This window comes from Streptomyces profundus (assembly GCF_020740535.1).
Classification (GTDB): domain Bacteria; phylum Actinomycetota; class Actinomycetes; order Streptomycetales; family Streptomycetaceae; genus Streptomyces; species Streptomyces profundus.
In genome coordinates this window covers 213,852-238,483 of the sequence record NZ_CP082362.1, presented here as the reverse complement: position 1 = coordinate 238,483, position 24,632 = coordinate 213,852, and the positions used below count along the sequence as shown (strand labels likewise).

General features: G+C 73.7%; 26 protein-coding genes. 22 read left to right on the top strand and 4 right to left on the bottom strand.

Translation table 11 applies throughout. The features are described 5' to 3' along the window. From K4G22_RS01065 to K4G22_RS01000, 14 genes are all read left to right on the top strand, one after another. Positions 1 to 948 (top strand): 3-oxoacyl-[acyl-carrier-protein] synthase III C-terminal domain-containing protein, encoded by a 948-nt coding sequence (locus K4G22_RS01065; RefSeq protein WP_228077680.1) that lies wholly within the window; start codon positions 1 to 3, stop codon positions 946 to 948. Further along, complete coding sequence (locus tag K4G22_RS01060) at positions 945 to 1,550, top strand: acyl-CoA dehydrogenase family protein (protein WP_228077679.1); 606 nt, start codon at positions 945 to 947, stop codon at positions 1,548 to 1,550. Before K4G22_RS01065 ends, K4G22_RS01060 begins: the two co-directional genes overlap by 4 nt. After that, positions 1,547 to 2,680, top strand: a complete 1,134-nt coding sequence (locus tag K4G22_RS01055) for an acyl-CoA dehydrogenase family protein (RefSeq protein ID WP_228077678.1) — start codon at positions 1,547 to 1,549, stop codon at positions 2,678 to 2,680. The genes K4G22_RS01060 and K4G22_RS01055 overlap by 4 nt, the downstream gene beginning before the upstream one ends. Beyond that, positions 2,673 to 3,443 (top strand): hypothetical protein, encoded by a 771-nt coding sequence (locus K4G22_RS01050; protein WP_228077677.1) that lies wholly within the window; start codon positions 2,673 to 2,675, stop codon positions 3,441 to 3,443. The genes K4G22_RS01055 and K4G22_RS01050 overlap by 8 nt, the downstream gene beginning before the upstream one ends. After that, entirely contained in the window at positions 3,440 to 3,847 is a 408-nt protein-coding gene (locus tag K4G22_RS01045; RefSeq protein WP_228077676.1) for a holo-ACP synthase, read from the top strand. The genes K4G22_RS01050 and K4G22_RS01045 overlap by 4 nt, the downstream gene beginning before the upstream one ends. Further along, positions 3,844 to 5,403: an amino acid adenylation domain-containing protein gene (locus tag K4G22_RS01040; protein ID WP_228077675.1), complete on the top strand. Its 1,560-nt coding sequence runs from the start codon at positions 3,844 to 3,846 to the stop codon at positions 5,401 to 5,403. Before K4G22_RS01045 ends, K4G22_RS01040 begins: the two co-directional genes overlap by 4 nt. A 13-nt stretch (positions 5,404 to 5,416) precedes the next feature. Next, on the top strand, positions 5,417 to 5,677 hold the full coding sequence (locus tag K4G22_RS01035) for an acyl carrier protein (RefSeq protein ID WP_228077674.1): 261 nt from the start codon (positions 5,417 to 5,419) through the stop codon (positions 5,675 to 5,677). 107 nt (positions 5,678 to 5,784) lie between these two features. Next, the gene (locus K4G22_RS01030; RefSeq protein ID WP_228077673.1) at positions 5,785 to 6,759 is read left to right on the top strand and encodes a 3-oxoacyl-[acyl-carrier-protein] synthase III C-terminal domain-containing protein; all 975 of its coding nucleotides are present in this window, start codon (positions 5,785 to 5,787) and stop codon (positions 6,757 to 6,759) included. After that, entirely contained in the window at positions 6,756 to 7,883 is a 1,128-nt protein-coding gene (locus tag K4G22_RS01025; protein ID WP_228077672.1) for an acyl-CoA dehydrogenase family protein, read from the top strand. Before K4G22_RS01030 ends, K4G22_RS01025 begins: the two co-directional genes overlap by 4 nt. Next, positions 7,876 to 8,616 carry a hypothetical protein gene (locus tag K4G22_RS01020; protein ID WP_228077671.1) on the top strand — a complete coding sequence of 247 codons (741 nt, stop codon included), beginning with the start codon at positions 7,876 to 7,878 and terminating at the stop codon, positions 8,614 to 8,616. The genes K4G22_RS01025 and K4G22_RS01020 overlap by 8 nt, the downstream gene beginning before the upstream one ends. Positions 8,617 to 8,786: 170 nt before the next feature. After that, on the top strand, positions 8,787 to 9,905 hold the full coding sequence (locus K4G22_RS01015; protein WP_228077670.1) for a hypothetical protein: 1,119 nt from the start codon (positions 8,787 to 8,789) through the stop codon (positions 9,903 to 9,905). A 31-nt stretch (positions 9,906 to 9,936) separates the two neighbouring features. Then, positions 9,937 to 11,124: a toxic anion resistance protein gene (locus K4G22_RS01010; protein ID WP_228077669.1), complete on the top strand. Its 1,188-nt coding sequence runs from the start codon at positions 9,937 to 9,939 to the stop codon at positions 11,122 to 11,124. Next, positions 11,121 to 12,710 carry a substrate-binding and VWA domain-containing protein gene (locus K4G22_RS01005; protein WP_228077668.1) on the top strand — a complete coding sequence of 530 codons (1,590 nt, stop codon included), beginning with the start codon at positions 11,121 to 11,123 and terminating at the stop codon, positions 12,708 to 12,710. Before K4G22_RS01010 ends, K4G22_RS01005 begins: the two co-directional genes overlap by 4 nt. Continuing rightward, on the top strand, positions 12,697 to 13,347 hold the full coding sequence (locus K4G22_RS01000; RefSeq protein ID WP_228077667.1) for a hypothetical protein: 651 nt from the start codon (positions 12,697 to 12,699) through the stop codon (positions 13,345 to 13,347). The genes K4G22_RS01005 and K4G22_RS01000 overlap by 14 nt, the downstream gene beginning before the upstream one ends. Before the next feature lie 4 nt (positions 13,348 to 13,351). Here the strand turns inward: K4G22_RS01000 and K4G22_RS00995 are convergent, their stop codons facing one another. Together K4G22_RS00995 and K4G22_RS00990 are read right to left on the bottom strand one after the other, a co-directional pair. Beyond that, positions 13,352 to 14,506 (bottom strand): RNA polymerase sigma factor, encoded by a 1,155-nt coding sequence (locus K4G22_RS00995; RefSeq protein ID WP_228083913.1) that lies wholly within the window; start codon positions 14,504 to 14,506, stop codon positions 13,352 to 13,354. Between the two features lie 8 nt (positions 14,507 to 14,514). After that, the gene (locus K4G22_RS00990) at positions 14,515 to 14,922 is read right to left on the bottom strand and encodes a YciI family protein (RefSeq protein WP_228077666.1); all 408 of its coding nucleotides are present in this window, start codon (positions 14,920 to 14,922) and stop codon (positions 14,515 to 14,517) included. A 290-nt stretch (positions 14,923 to 15,212) separates the two neighbouring features. Between K4G22_RS00990 and K4G22_RS00985 the strand changes: the two genes are divergently transcribed. Together K4G22_RS00985 and K4G22_RS00980 are read left to right on the top strand one after the other, a co-directional pair. Continuing rightward, positions 15,213 to 16,694, top strand: a complete 1,482-nt coding sequence (locus K4G22_RS00985) for an RICIN domain-containing protein (RefSeq protein ID WP_228077665.1) — start codon at positions 15,213 to 15,215, stop codon at positions 16,692 to 16,694. A 43-nt stretch (positions 16,695 to 16,737) separates the two neighbouring features. Beyond that, positions 16,738 to 17,811, top strand: a complete 1,074-nt coding sequence (locus K4G22_RS00980) for a glycoside hydrolase family 5 protein (RefSeq protein ID WP_228077664.1) — start codon at positions 16,738 to 16,740, stop codon at positions 17,809 to 17,811. 138 nt (positions 17,812 to 17,949) lie between these two features. Here the strand turns inward: K4G22_RS00980 and K4G22_RS00975 are convergent, their stop codons facing one another. Then, positions 17,950 to 18,153, bottom strand: a complete 204-nt coding sequence (locus K4G22_RS00975; RefSeq protein WP_228077663.1) for a hypothetical protein — start codon at positions 18,151 to 18,153, stop codon at positions 17,950 to 17,952. 625 nt (positions 18,154 to 18,778) lie between these two features. On the opposite strand from K4G22_RS00975, the gene K4G22_RS00970 reads away from it, so the two are divergent. Together K4G22_RS00970 and K4G22_RS00965 are read left to right on the top strand one after the other, a co-directional pair. After that, positions 18,779 to 19,495 (top strand): TVP38/TMEM64 family protein, encoded by a 717-nt coding sequence (locus K4G22_RS00970; protein ID WP_228077662.1) that lies wholly within the window; start codon positions 18,779 to 18,781, stop codon positions 19,493 to 19,495. Between the two features lie 152 nt (positions 19,496 to 19,647). Beyond that, complete coding sequence (locus K4G22_RS00965; RefSeq protein WP_228077661.1) at positions 19,648 to 20,604, top strand: aldo/keto reductase; 957 nt, start codon at positions 19,648 to 19,650, stop codon at positions 20,602 to 20,604. A 22-nt stretch (positions 20,605 to 20,626) separates the two neighbouring features. Here K4G22_RS00965 and K4G22_RS00960 read toward each other — a convergent pair whose 3' ends face one another. Continuing rightward, entirely contained in the window at positions 20,627 to 21,280 is a 654-nt protein-coding gene (locus tag K4G22_RS00960; RefSeq protein ID WP_228077660.1) for an FMN-dependent NADH-azoreductase, read from the bottom strand. A gap of 186 nt (positions 21,281 to 21,466) precedes the next feature. Here K4G22_RS00960 and K4G22_RS00955 point away from each other — a divergent pair, with 186 nt between their 5' ends. The 4 genes from K4G22_RS00955 (at position 21,467) to K4G22_RS00940 (ending at position 24,632) form a co-directional block, all read left to right on the top strand. Continuing rightward, on the top strand, positions 21,467 to 21,844 hold the full coding sequence (locus tag K4G22_RS00955; RefSeq protein ID WP_228077659.1) for a DUF2255 family protein: 378 nt from the start codon (positions 21,467 to 21,469) through the stop codon (positions 21,842 to 21,844). A 71-nt stretch (positions 21,845 to 21,915) separates the two neighbouring features. Beyond that, complete coding sequence (locus tag K4G22_RS00950) at positions 21,916 to 22,536, top strand: L-threonylcarbamoyladenylate synthase (RefSeq protein WP_228077658.1); 621 nt, start codon at positions 21,916 to 21,918, stop codon at positions 22,534 to 22,536. Positions 22,537 to 22,683: 147 nt separating this feature from the next. Next, positions 22,684 to 23,454 carry a TauD/TfdA family dioxygenase gene (locus tag K4G22_RS00945; RefSeq protein ID WP_228077657.1) on the top strand — a complete coding sequence of 257 codons (771 nt, stop codon included), beginning with the start codon at positions 22,684 to 22,686 and terminating at the stop codon, positions 23,452 to 23,454. Between the two features lie 89 nt (positions 23,455 to 23,543). Next, positions 23,544 to 24,632, top strand: a complete 1,089-nt coding sequence (locus K4G22_RS00940; protein WP_228077656.1) for a FecCD family ABC transporter permease — start codon at positions 23,544 to 23,546, stop codon at positions 24,630 to 24,632.

Genomic DNA, 24,632 nt, shown 5'->3' with positions numbered 1-24,632 from the left:
ATGGCCGTCGGACTGTCCCGGGTCGCGGTGCGCCTCCCGAGCGTCACCGAGCCGGTGGCCGAGGTGTTGGCGCGCACCGGCCACAGCCCGATGGAGCGGAAGGTGTTCACCCGCGTCTACGGGCTGCGGGACACCGTCACCCTGGCTCCCGGCGAACGGATGGAACAACTGCTCGTCGAGGCGGGCCGGGCGGCGCTCGGCGGCGGCGGAGCGGGGCTGGTGCTCTACGGACACACCATGCTCACCCAGGAGTTCCAGCTCGGCGGCGGCTTCGCGGGCCGGCTGCGCGCCGGCCTCGGCCTGCCGGACGCCGACCTCTACGGCCTGTCGCACGTCAACTGCGTCTCCGTGCTGCGCGCCCTGGAGCTGGCCCGCCGCTATCTGCGCCGCCCCGGGGCCGACCCGGAGGACCGGGTGCTGGTGCTCGGCGGCGACCACGCCAGCGTCCACGAGCCGTCCCGGGTCATCCCCGGCATGGCCGTCGGCGGCGACGGGGCGGTCGGCGTCGTCGCGCACTCCGGCGCGGCCCGCTACCGCTACCTGGGCGGGGCCACCCTCAGGGACGCCAGGTTCCACCGCGCGCTGCGGCTGTCCGCCGACGACAGCAGATCCTTCACCGAGGCGTGCCAGCGCGGCGCGGTGGACGTCGTCGCCAGGGCCGCCAGGTCCGCCGGGCTCGACCCCACACGGGTGGACTGGGTGATGCCGCACCTGTCCAACCGGATGTTCTGGCGCACCTTCAGCACCCACACCGGCATCCCCGTCGACCGGATCTGTCTGGACCTGATCCCGGAGCGGGGCCACAACTTCGGCGGGGACGCGCTGATGGCGCTCGAACACGCCGACCGGACCCGCCGGTTGCGCCCCGGGGACCGCTGCGTCCTGGTCTCCCTGGCGCTCGGCGCCTACTTCCAGGCCGTCTTGCTCGAAGTTCAGGAGGAGAGATGACAACCGCCCTGCGGGAATGCGAGCGCCTGGCCCGGGACGAGGGGCTGGCCGCCGGCCTCGCCGCGGCCGTCGCCGACACCGAGGTCGCCGCCACCGCCCCCGGCCGCTTCGCGGCCGTGCCGGCCAGGAGCGTGCCGGACGGCGCCCCGGTGCGCCGGCACCGCGTCGCCGACCACGAGGGCGTGGTGTTCCTTGAGACCCCGGGGTCCCCCGACGGCGCGACCGGCGCGGCCGACGCGCTGCTCGCCGTCGGCCGCAGGCTGGCCGCCGTCCGCATCGGCCTGACGCGCCGCCTGCTCGACCAGGCCGTGGAGCATCTGTCCGGGCGGCTCGCCGGCGACGAGCCGCTGATCCGCAAGCAGTTGGTCGTCGGCGCCGTCGCCGACACGGTCGCCGAACTGGAGCTGCTGCGGGAGCAGATCCTCGCCCCCGACGACCCCGTCGCCGTCGCCGACGCCCACGGGCGGCTCGACGACCTGGGCTGGGAGGTGCTGAAGCTCTTCGGCGCCGCCGGGTACATCGCCGACCACCCGGCCCGCGCGCTCCATGTCTCGGTGCTGGTCGGCAACACCTGGGTGGTCAGAGACGGAGGCCCGGCGTGATCGAGTTCGACGAGCGGCTGCGCGCGATACGCGACAGCCACCGGGAGGCCGCCGAGGACCTGCGGTCCCGGGCGCTGGCCGTGGACGCCGATCCGGCCGCCATGGAACAGCACCTCGACTCGCCCGCCTTCGCGATGATCCGCGAGTCCAGCATCCCGCGCGCCTACCGCACCGGCGCCGCCGCCGCGAGCCGGCCCGACCGAGGCAGCTGCCTGGAGAGCATCGTCGGCCTGGTCGAGCTGTTCCGGGGCGATGTCGCCACCCTGCTGTCCTGCCCCTCACCCGCGCTCGCCGGCGTCTTCGTCGAACTCCTGGGCGACGAGGCGCAGAAGGCCCGCTTCTACGCGCGGCTGGCGGACGGCAGGACCTGGACGTTCTTCGCCATGTCGGAGGAGGGCAGGGGCAACGACGCGACGGCCATGGAGAGCCGGCTGGAGCCGGACGGCTCCGGCGGCTGGCTGCTGCACGGCGCGAAGCGCTACATCGGCCACGGCGCCAGGGGCGGGATCGGGGTGGTCTTCGCCCGCACGGGCCGCTCGCCGCTCTCCATCAGGGCCGCGCTCGTCGAACTGCCGGCGCCGGGGTGGTGGGCCGAGCCGCTGGAGATGGTGGGCCTGCGCGGCGCCTATCTCAGCGAGCTGCGGTTCGACGGGGTGCCGGTGCCCGGCGACATGCTGCTGGGCCAGCACCTCCCCGTCACCCGACGCGGCATCTGGGGGGCGCTCACCACCTTCAACAACATGCGGATGCAACTGGCCGCCGCGGCCGTCGGCACCGGGCTCGCCATGGCCGAGTACGTCGCCGAACACCGCAAGACCGCGCCGGGGCTCGACCGGGTGCTGGCCCGCACCGAGGCCGCGCGTCACCTCGTCCACGAGGCCGCCGCCCGCCTCGACCACGCGCCGGAGCGCGGCTACCTGTCCAGCGCCGCCAAGCTGGGCGCCACCCGGATGGCGGTGGAGACCGCGCACTGGGCGGGCGCAGCCCTCGGCCCGGCCGGGCTGCTGGAACACCCGCTGCTGGAGAAGTGGACCAGGGACGTGCGGGCCCTGGAGTTCATGGACGGCACCAGCAACATCCAGCGCCTCCACATCGCCAGGGGCTACCAGAGCGGCGACGCCGATGGCTGACCTCGGCGTCCACGCCATCGCCGCCGTCACCGCCCTCACCCGGGCCGACGCCTGGCTCCCCGCCGACCGCGTCGCCGCCACCGGCACGGCTGCCGGCGACCTGGCCCGGCTGGCGGCCCACGCCAGGGGCGTGCCCCTGACGGAGCTGCGGCTGCCGCCCCCCGACCTGCCCGGCGCACCCGACCCCGACGTGTCCGCCCAGGCGCTGGCCGCGCTCGCCGCCTGGGAAGGGCCCGCCGACGACGAGCCGCTGTTCCTGGTGCGTTCGGGTCCGCTGCGGGACCCCGAGGTCGCCGAACTGGGCCGGCTGGTGCACGCCTTGGGCTGGCGCGGCGACGACCTGGGCCTCACCCACCTCGACGAGCTCGGCGGCGCCCTGTTCCACGGGCTGCTCGACTGGGCCGTCACCTCCCGGGCCACCGTCCTGGTCGTCGACGACCCGGCGCTCGCCGAACCGGCGGCCGTACGCCCCCCGCGCGCCGTGGCGCTGCGCCTCCGGCGCGGCCCCGCCCCCCTGCGGCTGCTCGCCTCAGCGGAGGGCCCGCCACCCGAGGGCGCCGGCACCCGGATCGTCGGCACCTGGCCCTGCGACGCCTGGCTCGACCTCGCCGCCGCCCTGGCAGAGGGCCGCGTCGCCCCCGGCGAACGGCTGCTGCTGCACACGGTGGGGCCGCACCGGGAGGGCTGGCTGGCGCTGGCGGCCACCCGTCCTGGCGCGGTCAGGATCGCCGCGCCGAGCCCGGTCCCCGGGGGCGCGCCATGAGGATCGGCGTGGATCTGCTGTCGGTGCCGCGCTTCACCCGGATCGCCGAGCACCCCCGCTACCGGACGCTGGTCTTCACCGAGGCCGAGCTGGCGCAGGCGGGGGAGATCGGCTCCCGGCGCCATGTGGAGCGCCTCGCCGGCCGGTTCTGCGTCAAGGAGGCGGTCTGCAAACTGCTGGGCCGCGGCTTCGGCCAGGGCCTTCGATGGCGCGATATCGAGGTCACCACCGACCGCTGGGGCGCCCCCGGCGCGCGGCTCGCCGGCGGCGCCGAGCACCGCGCCCAGGAGCTGGGCCTCGGCGACCTGGTGGTCACGCTCACCCACCAGGCCGACCTCGTCGTGGCGATGGCCGCGGCCCAGGTGCGCCCGACCGACCCGTCCCAGAACCGAGGACCACGATGACGACCGCGCACGACGCCCCGCCGGGGCCGGCCATCCCGACCGGGCCCAGGCCCCTGCACCACTGGTTTCTCGCCGGGCTCGACCACGCCCCCGACGCCGTCGCGCTCCGCGTCGGCGCCACCGCCGTCACCTACCGCGAGCTGCACCGACGGGCCCTCGCCCTGGCCGGGACGCTGCTCGCCGGCGCCGCGACCGGACCGCGCCGCGTCGGCGTGCTGGCCGAGCGGGACGTGGACGGCTATGCCGGGGTGCTGGCCGCCGGCTACACGGGGGCGGCCGTGGTGCCGCTCAACACCGCCTTCCCCGCGGCCAGGACCAGGACCATGATCGAGGCGGCCGGTCTTGACGCGCTGCTCGTCGACGCCGCGGGCCGCCGTCAACTCCCCGCCCTTAAGGGGGCCCTGGCCGGCGTCCGGATCGTGGACGAGGCGCAGGGGCCGCCCCTGGAACGCCCCCGCACGCCCGGTCCCGACGAGACCGCCTACATCCTCTTCACCTCCGGCTCCACCGGACGCCCCAAGGGCGTCCCGGTGCGCCACCGCAATGTGGACGCCTATCTCCGGTACGTCCACGAGCGCTACGCGTTCACCCAGGACGACGTCTTCTCCCAGACCTTCGACCTCACCTTCGACCTGGCGATGTTCGACCTCTTCACCGCCTGGGGCGCCGGCGGCACCCTGGTGTCGATGCCGGCCAGGGCGTTTGTCACCGTCCCCGACTTCGTGGCCCGCAACGGCGTCACCGTCTGGTTCTCCTCGCCCAGCGTGATCTCCCTGCTGCGCCGGGTCCGGGCGCTCGCCCCCGGCGCCCTCGCCGGGCTGCGGCTGAGCCTCTTCTGCGGCGAGCCGCTGCTGCGCGGGGACGCCGCCGACTGGCGGGCCGCCGCGCCCTCGTCCCGTCTGGAGAACCTCTACGGCCCCACCGAGCTGACCATCTCCTGCACGGTCCACCGCTGGGACGACGCCACCTCGCCCGAGCGCTGCGTCAACGACATGGTGCCCATCGGCGCCCCGCACCCCGGGCTGCGCGTCCTGCTCGCCGACCCCGAGGGCCGCCCCGCCGACAGCACGGGCGAACTCTGCGTCACCGGCGACCAGATGTTCCCCGGCTATCTCGACCCCGCCGACGACGAGGGGCGCTTCCTGACCGTCGACGGCGTCCGCTGGTACCGCACCGGCGACCTGGTGCGCCGCCTGCCCGACGGCGAACTCGCCTATCTGGGGCGGCGCGACCACCAGGTGAAGATCAACGGCGTCCGGGTCGAACTCGCCGAGGTGGAGAGCGGGTTGCGCCGCCTCCGCGGGATCACCGACGCCGTCGCCGTCGTCGTCGAAGGCGAGCTGTTCGCGTTCTACCTGGGCCAGCCGCGTCCGGCGCCCGAGCTGATGGAGGAGCTGGGGGCGTTCTTCCCCCGGGCGTTGATCCCGCTCGGCTACCGGCACCTGGCGGAGTTCCCCCTCAACGCCAACCGCAAGACCGACCGTCCGGCCCTCGCGGCCGAGGCCGCCAGGCTGCGCGGCGGACGCCGGCAGCCCGCCACCACCACCCACCCATGAGAGGAAGACCCTGATGACGCGCACCGAGATCGTGGAGCATCTGCGCATCGCGCTGTCCGCCGTGCTCAACAAGGAGTTCCCCACCCTCACCCCCGAGCTGCGGCTCTTCGAGGATCTGGCGCTCGACTCCACCAGCGTGATCGAACTGCTGATGAGCCTGGAGGACACCATGGGCCTGGAGATCGACCCCGACGAGCTGGGGCCCGAGGTGTTCCAGTCGGTCGGCTCCCTCGCCGACTACGTCGAGGCCGGCTTCCAGAAGACCACGGTCTGAGCCATGACCGCCCAGCCGAGCCGGGCACCGCGCGCGGTGCCCACCGGGCCGCCGCCGCGCGCGGCCACCCGCGACGCGTCGCCCCGCCCGGCCCGGCGGGGCGTCTCGTGAACGTCGGCCTCTCCCGGGTCGCCGTCGCCCTGCCCCGGCACTCCGAGCCGGTCGACGCCATCCTGGCGCGCGCGGGCCGAGGCACGCTGGAGCGCCGGATGTTCGCCAAGGTGTACGGGCTGCGGGACTCGCCGACCCTGGCGCGGGACGAGCGGATGGAGGACCTCCTCGCCCTGGCCGGCGCCACGGCGCTCGACGGCGACTCCGCCTCCCTCGTCCTGTACGGCCACACCCTGCTGATGGCCGAGGGGGATCTGGGCGACGACTTCCCCGAACGCCTGCTGCACCGGCTCGGGTCGACGGGGAGCCGGTTCTTCGGCGTCTCGCACGTCAACTGCGCCTCGGTGCTCCGCTGCGTCGAACTCGCCCGCCGCTTCCTGCGGCGCCCCGACGCCACCGCCCGCGACCGGGTGCTGGTGCTCGGCGGCGATCAGGGCAGCGTCAACGACGGCGCCCGCTACATCCCCGGCACCACCGTCAGCGGCGACGCCGCCGTCGGGGTCGTGGTGCGGGCCGGCGGCTACCGGTACCGCTATCTGGCCGGCGCCGGCGCCAGAGACGCCCGGTTCCACCGCAACATGCGGATGACGCCCGAGGAGACGGCCCTCTTCGGCCGGGTCTGCGCCGATCTTGTGGTCGACGCCGTGCACCGCGCCGTCACGGCCGCCGGACTGACCCCTGAGCGTCTCGACTGGGTGATGCCGCATCTGTCGAACCGGTTGTTCTGGCGCACCTTCAGCGCCCACTCGGGCATTCCCGTCGACCGGATCTGTCTGGACCTGATCCCGGAGCGGGGCCACAACTTCGGCGGCGACGCGCTGATGGCGCTCGAACACGCCGACCGCACCGGGCGGTTGCGGCCCGGCGACCGGTGCGCCCTGGTGGCCATCGGTCAGGGCGCCTACACCCAGGCCGCGATCGTCGAGGTGGTCGCCGACGACCACGAGGCCGGCGGGGGTGGCGGCCGGTGATCACCCTCGACGAGCGGCTGCGGGCCATCCGGGCCACGGCGGTCGCCATGGCGGAGGACCTGCGGTCCCGGGCGCTGGCCGTGGACGCGGAGCCGGCCGCCATGGAACAGCACCTCGACTCGCCCGCCTTCGCCCTGATCCGCCGCTCCGAGGCCCCGCCGGGCCAGGACCGGCAGGGGCCGCCGCTGCCGACACCGGGATCCTGCCTGGAGAACGTGGTCGGCATGGTGGAACTCGCCAGGGGCGACACGGGAGTTCTGCTGTCCTGTCCCTCGCCTGGCCTGGCCGGCGCCTTCGTCGAACTGCTGGGCGACGAGGCGCAGAAGGCCCGCTTCCACGCGCGGCTGGCGGACGGCGGGACCTGGACGTTCTTCGCCATGTCGGAGGAGGGCCGGGGGAGCGACGCGACGGCCATGGAGAGCCGGCTGGAGCCGGACGGCTCCGGCGGCTGGCTGCTGCACGGCGCGAAGCGCTATATCGGCCAGGGCGCGAGGGGCGGGGTGGGGGTGGTCTTCGCCCGCACCGGGCCCTCGCCGCTGTCCATCAGGGCCGCGCTCGTCGAGCTGCCGGCGCCGGGGTGGTGGGCCGAGCCGCTGGAGATGGTGGGCCTGCGCGGCGCCTGTCTGAGCGAGCTGCGGTTCGACGGGGTGCCGGTGCCCGGCGACATGTTGCTGGGCCAGCACCTCCCCGTCACCCGACGCGGCATCTGGGCGGCGACCCGCACCTTCCACCGGATGCGGGTCAGGGTCGCCGCCGCGGCCGTCGGCACCGGCCTCGCCATGGCCGAGTACGTCGCCGAACACCGCGAGGACGCGCCGGGGCTCGACCGGGTACGGGCCCGTGCCGAGGCCGCGCGGCAGCTGACGTACGAGGCCGCCGCCAGGGTCGACCTGGCGCCCGACCGGGGCCAGCCGTCCAACATCGCCAAGTTGACCGCGACCCGGATGGCGGTGGAGACCGCGCACTGGGCGGGCGCAGCGCTCGGCCCGGCCGGGCTGCTGGACCACCCGCTGCTGGAGAAGTGGACCAGGGACGTACGCGCCTTCGAGTTCATGGAGGGCACCGGCACCATCCAGCGCCTGCACATCGCGCGCGGTCACCGGAACGGAGAGACCGATGGTTGAACTCAGCGTGCACGCGCTCAGCGTGGCGGCGGTGCCGCACTCCGACTACCGGCCGCTGTCCGACTTTCCCGACAGCCTGCTGCCCCGGGCCGAGCGGATCGCCGCCGCGCACGGCATCCCCCTGGAACACCTGCTGGTGGTGACGCCGGGGGACGCGGCCGAGGCCGAGGGCCCCGACGCCAGCGGCCGGGCGCTGGCGGCGTTGGGCCGCCCGACGGCGGACGAGCGGCTCTTCCTGATCCGCTCGGGACCGCTGCTGGACGCCAAGGTGGCGGCCCTGGCCGGTCTGGTGCACGCCTTCGACTGGGCCGGTGAGGACCTGGGCATCACCCACCTCGACGAGCTCGGCGGGGTGCTCGCCCTCGACCTGCTGGGCTGGGCCCTGGACGACGACGCCCGCGCCACCGCGCTGATCTGCGACGAGCCGCTGTTCGCCGATGCCAGGCTGGGCGTGGGCTGGTTCAGCGCGGTCGGCCTGCGGGTGCTGCGCGGGCCGGGCCCGCTGACCCTGCTGGGCTGCGGCGAGGGGCCACCCCCCGACGACGGCACCACCTTCCGCCACCTGCCGGGGCGGGCCCCCTGCGACAGCTGGCTGGCGCTGCACGGTGCCCTGCGTTCCGGCGAACTCGCCCCGGGGGAGCGGGTGTTGCTCCACACGCGGGGGCCACGCCGGGAGGGCTGGCTCACCCTGGAGGCGACCACGCCTTCCGCCGTCCACCTCCCCGCCCCCTGACCCCCGGCGCGGCCTGACTCCTCGCCGGTGCCGCCCGGCGGTCGGCGGCCCGCCAGCCTCGGGCCCAACACGCCGCCCCCACGGGCCCGTTGCGATCCGCGACCGGCGCTTCACCCGCCGGCCACCTGCCCGACGCCCGGCGGTGGTTCCGGCTGAGGAAACTTCACCTCGTGAGACGGGTATGGGGGATCGCGCTCGGAGTGCTGCTGTTGGCCGGCGTCGCCGCCGCGCTCGTCGTCGGACGGGACACCGGGGACGGGGACGGCGGCGGGGGATCGGTGACGGTCAGTGGGGTGATCGGCTCGGAGAAGGCGGAGTTCTTCGCCGACCCCGACGTGGTGGCCGCCCTGGCGGACGAGGGGCTCACCGTGCGGGCGCAGTCCGTCGGCTCCTGGGCCATGGACGACGTCGACCTGGCGGGCTACGACTTCGCGTTCCCCTCCAGCCAGGGCCCCGCCGACGCGCTGCGCGGCGAAAGCGGCGACCCGAGCGCCCCGCTGCGGCCGTTCTACTCGCCGCTGGTGGTGCTCGCCCACCGCGAGGCCGCCGAGGTGCTGGCCGCCAACGGCCTGGCCACGCTGGAGGCCGACAACGTCGGGCGGCTGTTCATGGCCGACTACCTGTCAGCCGTCGAGGAGAGCCGCACCTGGCAGGAGTTGGAGGGCGCCATGGCACAGGACGGTCTCAGCGGCGCCCTCTATGTCTCCAGCACCGACCCCCTCACCTCCAACTCCGGCGCCCTCTACCTCGCCGCCGCCTCCTTCGTCGCCAACGACGGGCAGGTCGTCGCGGACGAGGCCGCCATCGAGCGCACCGCGCCCCTGCTCCGTGCCCTGGTGCGGGTCCAGGGCACCCAGCAGTCCAGCTCCGACGGCCCGTTCCGCGACTTCGTCAGCGGCGTGGGCAACCCGCTCGTCCTCGCCTACGAGTCGCAGGTCGCCTCGCTGCTGATCGGCGGCGCCGACTCCGGAGACGAGGGAGACGCGGGGCACGCGGCGCACGCGGAGAGCATGGTGGTGCTCTATCCGGACACCACGGCGACCAGCGACCACACCCTCGTGCCGCTCACCGAGGGCGGCCGGCGCCTGGGCGAGGCGCTGACCGACGACCCCGAACTGCGCCGCCTCGCCGTCCGCCACGGCTTCCGGCCGCAGGGCGCGACCGCCGAGTTCACCGAGGCCACCGCGGCGCACTCCGCCTATCTCAGGGACGGACTCGACGGGGTACGGCAGGTGCCCGTGCCCACCGCCGACGTGCTCCGTGCCATGGCCGAGCGCGCCAGGGGCTGACATCCGTGCCGGACCTCATCCAGGGGGAGCCATGACAGACACCGAGAACCCACTGGTCCTCACACCACCCGAACCCGTCGCCCCGGTCCGGGCCGAGCAGGCGTCAGGTCTGGTGCCGCTGGACGCGGGGACCCGCGAGGAGCTGGGGCGCCGCGCCGCGAGCTATGTCGACTCGCTGTCCGAACTGGACGCGCGCTCCCCCGAGTTCTCCAGCCGCGTCGGCGAGGTCACCTCGCTCGGCTCCGCCGAGATGCGGGCCGCGGCCCAGCAGTCCAACCGGATGCTCGACCGCAGCGTCCGCTCGCTCTCGCAGGGCGCGGGCGGCGACGCGGCCGACGCGCAGACGTGGGTCTCCTCGTCGCTGCTTGACCTGCGCCGCACCGTGGAGGACCTCGATCCGCGCGAGTCCTCGTCCGGCGGGGTGCGGAAGCTGCTGTCCCGGCTGCCGGGCGGCAACAGGTTCCGCGACCACCTGGCGCGTTACGCCACCGCCCAGGGCACGCTCCAGAGGATCGTGACCACCCTGCGCGCCGGCCAGGACGAGCTGCGCCGCGACAACGCCACCCTGCACACCGAGCGTGCCCGCCTCTGGGACACCATGGGCAAACTCCAGGAGTACGCGGTCCTCACCGAGGCGCTGGACGAGGAGCTGCGAGGCCGCGTCGAGCGGCTGGAGACGACCGACCCCGAGCAGGCCGCGGCGCTGCGCGCCGACATCCTCTTCCCGGTCCGCCAGAAGCACCAGGACCTGCTGACCCAGCTCGCGGTATGCGCCCAGGGCTACCTGGCCATGGACGTGGTGCGCCGCAACAACGAGGAACTGGTCAAGGGCGTCGACCGCGCGGCCACCACCACCGTCACCGCGCTGCGCATCGGCGTGATGCTCTCCGCCGCCCTGGAGAGCCAGCGCAAGGTGGGCGAGCAGGTCGCCGCCCTGCGCGGCACCACGGAGGAACTCGTCCGCGGCAACGCCGAGATGCTCGCCACCCAGAGCGGCGAGATCCAGAAGCTGGCCACCGATCCGGCCGTCGGCGCCGAGACGCTGCGCGCCGCGTTCCAGCAGATCTACCGGACCCTGGACGCCATCGACACCTACAAGGCGCAGGCCACCGAGACCATGGCGGCCACCGCCCGCGCCCTCTCCGACGAGCTGGGCCACGCCGCCAGCCATCTGGAGCGCTCCCGCGCCGCCGACCAGCGCGACGAGGGCCTGGTATGAGAGCGGGCGCGCGGATCGTCGCGCTGCTCGCCACCCTCGCGCTGGCCGTCGCCTGCACGGGAGAGTCGGACAAGGAGGAGGAGGGCGGGGACGGTGTCGCCGCCGCCGGGACCGTCAGGATCCTGGCCGGCAGCGAGCTGGCCGACATGGAGTTCCTGCTGGAGCGGGCCACCGAGGAGACCGGGGTGGAGGTCGAGATCACCCATGCCGGCACCCTCGACGCCACCCGCCAGGTGCTCTCGGGCGAGGCCGACGGCACCTACGACGCCGTGTGGCTGGCCACCAACGACTACCTCAGGCTGCACCCCGAGGCCGAGCGGCGGATCCTCACCGAGACCTCGATCATGACCTCGCCGGTGGCGCTCGGCCTGCGCCCCGAGGCCCTGGACCGGCTGGGCTGGCAGCCCGACGAGATCACCTGGTCCCAGGTCCACGAGGCCGCCGCCGCCGGGGATCTGACCTTCGGAATGACAGACCCGACGCGCTCCAACTCCGGTTACAGCGCGCTGATATCGGTGACCTCGGCGCTCTCCGGCGCCCAGTCGGCGCTCACCGCCGACGACGTCTCCGGCAGCGCCACGGAGCTGCGGGAGCTGTTCGCCGGGCAGCGGCTCACCTCGGGGTCCTCCGGCTGGCTCGCCGAGGCGTTCGGGCAGCGTGCCGACGTGGACGCGCTCGTCAACTACGAGTCCGTGCTCCTCGGCCTCGACCGTGCCGGCGTCGCCGACCTGGCGGTGGTGCGTCCGCTGGACGGGGTGGTCACCGCCCGCTACCCGCTGACCACGCTCTCCTCCGCCTCGCCGGAGGCGGGCGAGGCGCTGCGTCTCCTCGGCGCCTATCTGCGGACCGCCCCGGCGCAGCGCGCCCTCACCGAGGAGACGCTGCGCCGCCCGGTCGCCACCGAGGTCACGGCCGCCGAGTCCATCCCCGACGGACAGCGCCGCGAACTGCCCTACCCGGGCTCGCTCGATGTCGCCGACGCCCTTCTCGACGCCTACGACGGCGAGTTGCGCCGCCCCTCCCGCACGCTCTACCTGCTGGACACCTCGGGCTCGATGAGCGGCGAGCGGCTGGCCGCGCTCCAGGACGCGCTGCGCCACCTCACCGGCGCCGACAACCCGGCGGGGGAGCGGTTCAGGGACCGCGAGGAGGTGACGCTGATGCCGTTCAGCGACGCGGTGGTCTCCACGGAGACCTGGACGGTCGACGCGGAGGGCCGCGAGGAGGCCCTGGCCGGGATCCGCTCGGGGACGGACGCGCTGGTCGCCCAGGGGGAGACCGCCGTCTACGCCAGCCTGATCGAGGCGTACGAGCTGCTGGCGGACGAGGGCGCGCGGGACGCGTTCACCTCCATCGTGCTGATGACGGACGGCGAGAACAACGACGAGGTCCAGGCCACGGACTTCCAGGACTTCCACGGTGGCCTCGGCGACGAGCAGCGGCGGGTGCCGGTGTTCACCATCCTGTTCGGCGACTCCGACCCGGCCGAGCTGGAGCTGATCGCCGAGGGGACCGGGGGCGCGCTCTTCGACGCGGTCAACGGCTCGCTCGCGGACGCCTTCCGGGAGATCCGTGGCTACCAGTAGCGGTCCGGCGGCCAGGGCGCTGGCCTATCTGGAGTCCCGGAGGAACCTGACGGGCTGCGCCTGCGGGCTGGCCGGCCTGGTGGCGGTGTTCGGCGGGCTCGCCGGCGCGTACTGGCCGTTCGTCGTCGTCGGCCTGTACGGGGCTGGCGCGCTGCTCGCCCCGCCCGAGCGGACCGCGCCCCCGCTCTTCGCGGGACCGGCCGGCCCCGGTGCCGAACTGGACGCCGTCCGCGCCGACTTCGCCGCCCTGCGCGGCTATGTCGAGGCCCTGGAGGTGCCCGCCGACGCCACCGCGCCCGCCGCCGAGCTCGACGGCCTGCTGGCCGCCCTCCTCGAACCCGGCTGGGTGGCGGAGGAGGTCTCTGCCGATCCCGAGGCGGTGCACATCCTGGGCCGGGCCGTGCGCACCGACATCCCGGAGGCGTTCGACGCCTACCAGCGCACCCGCTGGTGGGCCAGGCTCCAGCCGGGCGCCGACTCGGCCGAGCAGCACCTCAGACGCCAACTGGAGTTGCTGGCTGGCGAGTTGAACACCGTGGCGAGCGCGGTCCACGAGGCGCTTGAACGCCGTCAGCGCACCCACACGACCTATCTGGAGTCCAGGGCCGAGCCCCAGGAGCCGCCCGGCACGGGATAGCGGGTCACGGCTGTCCCTCGGGGCGGCGGGAGTTGAGCCGCGCGGCCTCGCGGGTCAGATGGTGGCGTTCGGCGAGGTTGGGCGCCTTCAGGGCCGCCTCGGCGTAGAGCCGCGCGGCCCTCGCCAGGTCGCCGTCGCGTTCGTGGAGGTACGCCGCCACCGCGGTGTGGCGCGGCAGCGATGGGTCCACCCCGGCGAGCGCCGCAAGCCCGGCGCCCGGTCCGTCGGCTTCGCCGACGGCGACCGCGCGGTTGAGCCGGACTACCGGGCTGTCGGTCAGCCGCGCCAACTCGTCGTACCACTCGACGATCTGCGGCCAGTCGGTCTCCCCGGCGGTGCGCGCGTCGGCGTGCAGCGCCGCGATGGCGGCCTGGGCCTGGAACTCGCCCAGCCGGTCGCGGGCGAGGGCGGCCCGCAGGATGCCGATGCCCTCGACGATCGCCCCGGTGTCCCACCGGGACCTGTCCTGTGCGGCGAGCGGTACCAGGCTCCCGTCGGGCGCGGTCCTGCTGGCCCGCCTGGCGTGGTGGAGCAGCATCAGGGCGAGCAGGCCCGCCACCTCCGGATGGTCGATCGCGGCCGAGAGGCGCCGGGTGAGCCTGATGGCCTCGGCGGCCAGGTCCACCTCGCCCGAGTAGCCCTCGTTGAAGACCAGATAGAGGACCCGCAGCACGGTGGCGACATCACCTGGCTGGTCGAACCGCACGCCGGAGACGGTGCGTTTGGCGCGGCTGACTCGCTGCGCCATGGTCGCCTCCGGCACCAGATAGGCCCTGGCGATCTGCCGGGTGGTCAGGCCGCCGACGGCGCGCAGGGTGAGCGCCACCGCGGACGCCGGGGTCAGCGACGGGTGGGCGCACAGGAAGTAGAGCTGGAGCGTGTCGTCCACCGTGGCCGCCGGCCCCGGCGCCGGCTCGGCCTCGACGATCTCCTCGCGTCGGCGGCGGGCGACGTCCGCCCGGGTCGCGTCGAGAAAGCGGCGCCAGGCCACGGTGATCAGCCAGCCCCTCGGATCGCGCGGAGGGGCGGTCGGCCAGACGCGGACCGCCTCCACCAGCGCTTCCTGCACGGCGTCCTCGGCCGCCGCGAAGTCGGCCCCACGGCGGACGAGGACGCCGAGCACGCCCGGCGTGAGGCTTCTCGGCAGGGCTTCGTCCATCGGGGCTGTCACTCACCGACGGTGGGCGGCTGGGTCAGGGCCGGGCGCAGTTCCAGCCACTCGTGGATCGGCTTCCCGCCGGCCCCCGGGGCGGCCGACAGCTCCCCGGCCAGCTCGACGGCGCGCTCGTGGCTGTCGACGTCGATCACCATCCAGCCGGCGACCAGGTCCTTGGTCTCGGCGAACGGCCCGTCGGTGACCGGGGGACGCCCCTCGCCGTCGTAGCGGACGAACGTGCCCTCGGGGGCGAGCGCCTGCTCGCCGACGAACTCGCCGGTCTCCGCCAGCCGGGCCGCGAAGTCGTTCATGTACCGGATGTGCGCCGTGACCTCCTCCGGCGTCCACCGGTCCATCGGCACGTCGTTGACCGCCTCGGGGGCGCCCCGGTAGTGCTTGAGCAGCAGATACTTGGCCATGGTGGTACTCCTCGGTGTGGTGGGGGACCCATTGTGGTCACCCGCACCAGGGAGACGGAGCCGGTTCCGGGTTCTCGACAGCGCCGGGCGAACCAGTTCCACCCGGCTGGCCCAGTCCGGCCGCGCCCGCTGGTCAACTCCACCGTGCCTGAGCGGAGTTGAACGATCCTGATCGCTTCTCTTGAGTTCGGTTGACGCTCCGTCGCGGTCGCTCCACGGTGAGAAGGCGGCGCCACCACGGTCGGGAAGCGGTGGTCGCCGTCCCCACCCCACCAGAGCGGAGCCGCCCCATGCGAGCTGCCAGAAGGACCCCGCCCACCGACGGCGCGCGCCGCCGCGCGCCGCACGTCCGACGCCTGATCGCCCTGTTCGCCACCGTGCTGCTGGCCACCGCGCTGGGCGTGCGGCCGGCCGCCGCCGAGCCGGTGACCGTCCCCAACGGCACCCAGTTCACCACCCCCGACGGCGAGCCCGTGCACGCGCACGGCGGGGGCATCGTCGAGGTGGACGGCTACTACTACTGGTTCGGCGAGAACCGGCAGGAGAACGACAACGGCTTCCGCTATGTCTCCGCGTACCGGTCGACCGACCTGCGGAACTGGGAGTTCCGCAACCACGTGCTCACCCAGCAGTCCGATCCCGAACTCCAACAGGCCAATATCGAACGCCCCAAGGTCATCCACAACGAGACGACCGGCCAGTTCGTGATGTGGATGCACAAGGAGAACGGCCAGGACTACGGCGAGGCCAGGGCGGCCGTGGCCGTCTCCGACACGGTGGACGGCGACTACGCCTGGCAGGGCAGCTTCCGCCCGCTGGGCCACATGTCGCGCGATATCACCGCCTTCGTCGACGACGACGGCACCGGCTACATGGTCTCCTCCGCCAGGGAGAACTACGACCTGCACATCTACCGGCTCACCGACGACTACACGGACGTCGCCGAGCTGGTCGCCAACCCCTGGCCCGGCGGCCACCGCGAGGCGCCGGCGCTCTTCCAGCGCGACGGGGTCTACTTCATGCTCACCTCGGGCGCCACCGGCTGGAACCCCAACCAGCAGCAGTACGCCACCGCCACCAGCCTGGACGGCGACTGGAGCGCCATGCGGAACGTCGGCGACGCGACGGCCTTCGGCTCCCAGACCGCCTTCGTGCTGCCGATCCAGGGCACCGGGACGACGTCGTACCTCTATCTGGGCGACCGCTGGGGCAACTCGTTCGGCGGCCTGGTCAACGACTCGCGCTACGTCTGGCTCCCGATCGCGTTCCCCGACCCCACCAGCATGCGTCTGGACTGGGCCCCCGAGCTGACCATCGACACCGAGGCCGGCACCGTGACCGCGAGCGGCGGGCCGTACCGGACGCTGACCGCCCGGCACTCGGGGAAGTGCGTCGACGTCCCCGACCAGTCCCAGGCCATCGGGCGCCAGGCCGTGCAGTGGAGTTGCAACGGCGGCAGCAACCAGAGCTTCTGGGCCCGCGACGCCGGCGAAGGCCACGTCGAACTCGTGGCCAGGCACAGCTCTCTCTGCCTGAGCGTCGCCGACGGTTCGACCGCCGCCAACGCCGACGTGGTCCAGGCGGCGTGCGACGGCGGGGCCGAGCAGCGGTGGCGGCTCGCGGACGCCGGTGACGGCTATGTCTCGCTCGTCGCCCGGCACAGCGGCCACTGCCTGGACGTCGCCGACGAGTCGACGGCCGACGGCGCGCACCTCATCCAGTACACCTGCACGGACGCGGCCTGGCAGCAGTTCAGGTTGACCACCGTCTGAGCCGAGCGGCTTCCCCCCACCCCCCAGCCAGGAAAGGCCGGTCATGCCCCCGTTCCGTTCCCGCCATCCCCGCCGTTCCCTCTCGGTGACGCTCTCCGTGGCCGTCGCCGGCTCGCTCGTCGCCCTGTCGTCCGCAGGCCAGGTCACCGCGGCCGACCGGGCGGCGGAGCCGGCGCCGCAGGCCGCGGCCGACTTCCGCGGTGTCAACTGGGCCGCGCCGGGCGACAACTTCACCGACGGCCCCGTGGTGCCCGAGGGGCTGAGCGAATCCGACGACTACGACACCGTCAAGGCCAAGGCGAGCGTGGTCTACGACCAGTTCCAGAGCACTGTCGGCGCCAACACCGTTCGGCTTCCGATCAACTTCGACTCCTACCCCGGCACGACCTGGGGCGACTCCTATGCGGGAGCCATCGATGCCGCGTCGGAGAGCGGCCTCAACGTGATCATCTCCCTGTGGGAGGGCGCCTCGGCCAACGGCCGGATCGACGACCTGGCCGGCTACAACGCGCTGTGGGACGCCGTCGTCGAACGCTGGGGCGACGACGGACGGGTGCACTTCGAGCCCATGAACGAACCGTATGCCTATACCCCGGCGGAGTGGGCCGATATCGCCGCCGCCTGGATCGAGGACCGCCCGTCGGTCCCCAGGGAGCGGATCCTCGTCAGCGGACACGGCTACAACGGCGACGTCACCGCCGTGTGCGCCGACAGCCGGCTCGACGGCACCTATCTCTCGCTCCATCTCTACGCGTTCCAGTTCGCGGAGATGAGCTACGACCAGTGGCGCGACACCTTCGACTCCCGCATCGGCGACTGCGGTTCGCGCACCGTGCTGGACGAGTTCGGCGCCCCGCTGGACGACGGCAGGGACTACGACCACCCCGACAGCGACGACAACTTCGTCCGCTATCTGCGGGCGGCCACCGACACCGTGCGCGCCGAGGGCATGGGCGCCGTCTACTGGCCGGCCCTCGGCGGCAAGCACACCAACCGGCCCGACCACGACTGGTACTCCCTCTACGCGATCGAGGGCAGCGGCACCGACCTGACGCTGACCGTGCGCAACGAGAGCGCCGTCAACCGGCTCCACCACGCCTGGGCCGTCACGAACTGACCCGGCCGCCACCGGGACCGCCCGCCATTGCCCGGCAACGGCAACGGCGGGCGATCTCGGTGGACGGGCCCTTTCCCCGAGGGCTGCTGCCGCATTTCCCGGGGGCGAGTCAGCCGGAACCATTCCCGGCGCGATGAATCAGCTGAGAATATCGGCCTCGTACGCGTCGAGATCCACATCCTCGCCCGCGAGGTCGACGCTCCTCGTGAATTCCTCGTGCGGGGCGTTGTCCCATTCGAGCGTCATGGCTTCCCCGGCGAGCCGAAGGGTGCCGCTCCGCGCACTTCCCGAGTCGCAGGTGAACAGGAACGGCTGCCAGTCGAGGCTGCCCTCGACCGCCATGCTTGAGCGGCAGATTTCCTGGGTCCGGTAGTTTCCGTACAGGACGCCTTCCGTGCTGGTGATCAGCTCGGCTCCGTCGGACGCCCAGATGGCGAGCCACTCGGGGTTGGCCTCGCCCGGGTCGGGCCGGTCGTCGGGACCGTCCGTGTCCCCGTTGGCACCCCCGGAGCCCGAGCCGTCGAGGCCCCCGTCGCCCCCGCCGTCGTTGTCGTCGCCGCAGCCGGTGAGTGCCAGACAGGCCGCGCCGCGGCTACCGAAGCGATGAGTCGTATACGTGCGCGCATTGCTGTTTCCCCGTTATCGCTGTGAGTTGGTCCCTCGGTCAGGTACGGGATCGAACGATAGTGAGAGGTGGGGGGAAATTCCAATCGAAGCCGGCCGGTACTCGATATCGGTTACGTGGCTGTCACAGCGAAAGCCTGAGGGAAGGGCCAGGAAAGCCTGCTGTTCTATATGCCGAAAGAGAAGTCAGAAGAAAGTGCGGAGCCGCCTTTACCGAGCCGGTCGCAGAGCGAATACCGGCGGCCGTCAGGACCAGCCGCAGCAGGCCGGCTCCGACGCCCAACTCGTCGGTGACCAGCACCATGGCGACGAGCCCGCCCGACGCCGCACTAGAGTTGGCGCCGTGCGGGGAGAGGGAGCGGTGCGTGGCGAGCCGCTGGTCCGCCCCTCGCGTTCGGTGGCCGGGGTCGTCGTGGCGGCCCTGCTGTCGCCCTGGGGGCGACTGCTGCTGTTGGTCCTGCTGGTGGCCGGCGCCTGGGCCGCCGCGACGCTGCTCGGCGTGGACCGGCTGGCGCGCGCCGAGCCCGCCACGCTCGGCTCGACGGTGTGGGCCGGGCCGCTCTTCGTCGCCCTCTACGCGCTGGGGACGACGGCCTTTGTGCCCAAGCCGGCGCTGAGCGCCGCCGCCGGCGCGCTCTTCGGCGCCGGCTACGGCCTGTCGCTGACCGTCGCCGGCACCGTGCTGGGGGCGCTGCTCGGCTTCGCCGCCGGCCGCTTCCTCGGCCGCGACGCGCTGGGCCCGATGACACGGACACGCGTGCTGGCCGGCGTCGAACGGCGGCTGTCCGAACGGCCGTTCCGCGGGGTGCTGTTGGCGCGCCTGTTGCCGGTGGTGCCCTTCGCCGCGGTCAACCTGGGCGCCGCCGTCGCCCGGGTGGGCTGGGCGCCGTTCGCGGCGGCGACCGCGCTCGGCACGCTGCCAGGCAACGCGGCCTGGGTGTTGGCCGGCGTCTCGGCGTCCACGCCCGCCACCTCCTGGCTCTGGCTGCCCGCCGTCGGCTGCGGCGCGCTGCTGGGCGGGGCCGCGCTGTGCCGCGCGGCCCGCCGCCGCCGGGCCTGATCCCGCCCCGTCCCGCCACGGCTTGCCCTGGAGCGCGCTTCAACGGCGATGCTGACCGACAGCACGGGAACAGCGGTGAACCGCGGTGAACCGTGCTGGTCGTCAACGAATCGCCGAAAGCGCGGGGAAGCGCTTGTACAGGGGGAGATCCCATGCCAACAGGGACAGCGGCCACGGCGCGGCTCGCGCTCGGCACCATGCACTTCGGCACCAGGACGGACGCCTCGACGGCGTTCGACCTGCTGGACCGGTTCGTGGACGCCGGCGGCACGTTGATCGACACCGCCGACTGCTACACCTTCTGGAACGAACCGGACGGCCGGGGCGGGGAGAGCGAGGAGGTCATCGGCCGGTGGCTGGCGGCCCGGCCCGGCATGCGCGACCGGGTGTACCTGAGCACCAAGGTGGGGGCCCAGCCGCACGGCCAGGGGGAGTGGCCCGCCAACCGCCAGGGCCTGTCGGGCAACGTGGTCGGTGCCGCCGTGCGGGGCAGCCTCCGCCGGCTCGGCACCGACCGGATCGACCTCTACTGGACCCATATGGAGGACCGGGGCGTCGCCCTTGAGGAGACGGCCGAGGCGCTCGCCGGGCTGGTCGCCGACGGGACGGTCGCCAGGATCGGCGCCTCCAACCACCCGCTGTGGCGGGTGGAGCGCTCCCGGGGGATCGCCGAGCGGCGCGGCTGGGCCGGGTACACCGCGCTGCAACTGCGCCACTCCTACCTCAGGCCCCGCCCCGGCGTGCCCTCGCTGCCGCACCGGTTCGGCTGGGTCACGGACGAGACCCTCGACTATGTCGAGAGCGAGCCCGAGCTGAGCCTGTGGGTGTACAGCGTCCTGCTGAACGGCTTCTACGCCAGGACCGACCGCCCACTGGGCGAGGACTTCGAACACCCCGGCAACACGCGGCGGTTGGCCGCCCTGGAGCGGGTGGCCGAGGACCTCGGGGCGACCCGTAACCAGGTCGTCCTGGCCTGGCTGACCGGCGGCCGGCCGCCCCTCGTCCCCGTGGTCGGCGTCAGCCGCCCCGAGCAACTGGACGAGGCGTTCGCCGGCGTCGCCCTTGAGCTGCCGGCCGAGCACCGCCGGCTCCTCGACGAGGCGGCCTGACCGGCCGGCAGCGTCCGGCGGCCTACGGCCGGCCGGAGCCGAGCCGCCCGCCGAGCTCGACGGCGAGCGACAGCGCTCCCCTCAGCTCGCGGGCGGCGCGTTCGGTATGGCGGGCGAGGGCGGGCGTCCGGTTGGCCAGGGTCAGGTTGGCCGCGATCACCGTGACGGACATCCCCATCTCCTCGCCGAGCACCAGCTCCATCACGGGGGTCGCGTGATCGCGCTGCCTGTTCACGCCGCGGGTGCCGTACTCGCCGCCCCGCGCCGTGGCCAGCACCACGGGGCGCCCCGCCAGCGGGGCGCCCGAGATCGCCGAAGGGGCGGTCCACCCCGGGACATGCACATGGTCGAGCCACGCCTTGAGGGTTGAGGGCAGCCCGTAGTTGTAGAGCGGGAACCCGATCAACAGCACGTCAGCCGCGAGCAGTTCGTTGACGAGACGCCGTTGCGCCTCCTCGGCGGCCCACCCCGGCCGCTCGCCCGCCTCCCGGAGCCCGGGGGCCCAGTGCAGGCCGGCTTCGGGCAGATGGGGCGGCGGGTCCGTGTGCAGGTCACGGCGGAGCACCACGTTGTCCGGGTGCGCGGTGCGGAACGCCGAGGCGAAGGCCGCGGTGATGGCCCGCGACTCCGAGGCCTTCCCCCGGGCCGAGGAATCCAGGTGTAGCAGTGTCGACATGCCGGACATCATGGCGCGGTTCGGACCCCGCTCACCACGCCGGAGCTACCCCGAACGCCCTTACGTTCCCTCCTCCTCACCGCCATTCGGCCGCCGGCGGGGACGCCCGCACTCCAGTCGGGAGGGGGAGTGGCCGATGTTTGGGGGAGCCACATCGGCACGGATCTGACCCGAGGGAGAGCGCGGATGGCGACCTGGACGAGCGACGAGTTGGACACGATCGGCACCGCGGACGAGTTGGAGATCGCCCCGCTGCGCGACGACGGCACCCCGCACGGCCCGGTGACGATCTGGGTGGTGCGGCACGGAGACGACCTCTTCGTCCGCTCCTACCGGGGACGCGGCGGCGTCTGGTTCCAGACCACCAGGGCGCGGGGCGAGGGACACGTCCAGGCCGGCGGGGTCGACCGGGACGTCCGTTTCGCCGAGGAGACCGACCCGGCCGCCAACGAGGCGATCGACGCCGCCTACCGCACCAAGTACCAGCGGTACGGCAGCCAGTACGTCGACCCGATGGTCGCCGGCCCGGCGCGGGAGGCGACCATCAGGCTGCTGCCGAGCTGAGCCGGATCGCCCCAGCGCGGCACCACGCCCACCCGGCGCCCCACCGGGTGGGCTCACCTAAGCTCAGGCGCATGGCGAAATACTTCGACGTGCACCCGGAGAACCCACAGCGCCGTGTGATCGACCAGGCGGTTCGGATCCTCAGCGACGGAGGGCTCATCGTCTACCCCACGGACTCCTGCTTCGCCCTCGGCTGTCGGCCGGGCGACAGCCGGGGCGTCGACCGGATCCGTGCCATCAGGCAGCTCGACAGTCGCCACCACTTCACCCTGGTCTGCCGGGACTTCGCGCAGCTGGGCCAGTTCGCGCGGATAGACAACACGGTGTTCCGCGCGGTGCGGGCCGCGACGCCCGGCAGTTACACCTTCATCCTGCCGGCCACCAAGGAGGCGCCGCGCCGCCTGCTGCACCCCAAGCGGCGCACCATCGGCGTGCGGATTCCCGAACACCCGGTCGCCCAGGCGCTGCTCGCCGCGCTGGACGAGCCGCTGCTCTCCAGCACCCTCCTGCTGCCGGACCAGGAGGAGCCGTTGACCCAGGGCTGGGAGATCAAGGAGCGGCTCGACCATGTCGTGGACGCCGTGCTCGACTCGGGGGACTGCGGGACGGTGCCCACCACCGTGGTCGACTTCTCGCAGGGCGAGCCGGAGATCGTGCGCCGGGGCGCCGGCGACCCCGACCGCTTCGCCTGACAGCGGGCGTCTCCTTGATGACAATGATTCCCGTGTGCGTATAGTGGCCCGGGTGGCGTAGCCCGACGGCCGTCCCGCCTGTTCGGCGCGCGCGCCCTCCCCGCGGTGTCCCCGTGGAGCGGCACCGCGCCGACCGAGAGGACTCCCGTGTCCACCGCACCGCCCCTCGCCGATCTCGGCGTCCTGCCCGACCGCGTCGCTCCGACGGAGCCCGACCGCGCCCGGCGCGCGCTGGCCCGCGACGGCGCCGTCGTCCTCACCGGACTCGAACCCACCGCCGACGCCCTGGTGGTCGCGGCGGCCTCGGTGCTCGGCGCAGGGCTGCGGGAGCTGTATCCGCAGCGCGTGCGGCGTTCGCAGGACGGTGGCCCCGTCCAACTCCACGCCGACGGCCTGGACTTCGTGGTCGACATCGGCGGTGTGCCCGCGCGCCGTCGCCATCCCGACGAGGACCACGTCCTGGTGCAGAGTGTCGTTCCGGCGCCGTCCGGCGGCGGGTCCATGGTGCTGGACGCCTACCGCTTCGTCGATCGACTCCCCGCCGAGGACGCGGAGTTGCACGAGTTCCTGCGCACCGTCGACGTCGATCTCTACGGTGCCTGGGCCGGGTTGCGCGGGCTGCCCGCGGTGCCGCGTGTCGCCCGGCACATCGAGTTCACCCGGGCCGGCCGCCGGGTGGTCAGGTGCGGAGAGGGGGCCACCCCGCTCCACCGGGACCCGGAGGGCGAACGCACCCGCGTGATGTTGGAGCGGTTCGCCGCGCGGGTGCGGCGGTCGGCCGAGGCGCTGCCGCGCTTCGCGCTGGCCCCGGGGGAGATCCTGCTGCTCGACAACTACCGCTGCTGGCACGGCAGGGACGCGCACACCGGCTCCCGGGCGGTCCGCATCCAGACGTTGCGGACCGCCGAAGCCCGCTGACCGGCGACGGGGGCGGCGGCGGGGGTGGTGCGCGGGGCTCCCAGCATAAAAATTGAAAATGATTACCAGTTCGCTTAGGGTGCGTCGTCATGCACTCACCACGGGTCCGCGCGGCCCCTCACCCGCGGTCGGCCAACTGGTCGCCGCGTCACCGGGCGGCCCCCGCCGTGCTGCCGCTCGCGCTCCTCCTGGTTGGCTCGGTGCTGGTCGCCATCGGTCTGGGTCCCACCGTGATCTCGCCGCCCGACACCGCCCGTTACCTCTGGGCGGCGACCAGCGGGGGCTCCATCGCGGCGGACGAGGTGACCCGCTACCAGATCGTCTGGCAGGTGCGCACGCCCCGGGTGCTGCTCGCGGTGGTGGTCGGCGCCGGGCTCGGCGCGGTCGGGGTGGCCGTCCAGGCCCTGGTGCGCAACGCCCTGGCCGACCCCTTCGTGCTCGGCATCTCCTCCGGCGCCTCCGTCGGCGCGGTCTCCGTGCTGACCCTGGGCCTCTTCGGCTCCTTCGGGGTCTACGCCCTCTCGACGGGGGCGTTCGTCGGCGCGCTGGGCGCCTCGGTGTTGGTGTATCTGGCCTCCTACAGCCGGGCGGGGCTGACCCCGCTGCGCCTGGTGCTGACGGGGGTCGCCCTGGCCTACGGGTTCCAGGCGCTGATGAGCGTGCTCGTCTATCTGGCGCCCGACGGCGAGGCCACCCACACCGTGCTGTTCTGGACGATGGGCGGGTTCGGCGCCGCCACCTGGGGTTCGCTGCCCGTCGTGGCGTCCGTGGTGCTCGTCGGCATCGTGCTGCTGCACCGGTTCAGCGGATCGCTCGACGTGCTCGCCCTCGGCGACGAGACCGCCGTCAGCCTCGGTATCGACGCCACCGCGCTGCGTCGGGGGCTCTTCGTGCTGACCTCGCTGATGACCGGCGCGATCGTGGCGGTCAGCGGCGCCATCGGGTTCGTCGGGCTGATCGTGCCGCATCTGGTGCGCATCGTGGTGGGGGCCGGGCACCGCCGGGTGCTGCTGGTCGCGCCCCTGGTCGGGGCGGTCTTCATGGTCTGGGCCGATCTGCTCGCCCGAACCGTCGCCGCCCCGCGCGAACTTCCCCTCGGCGTCATCACCGCGCTGGTGGGCGTGCCCGTCTTCGTGACGCTGATGCGGCGGCGCGGCTATCTCTTCGGGGGCCGGTGA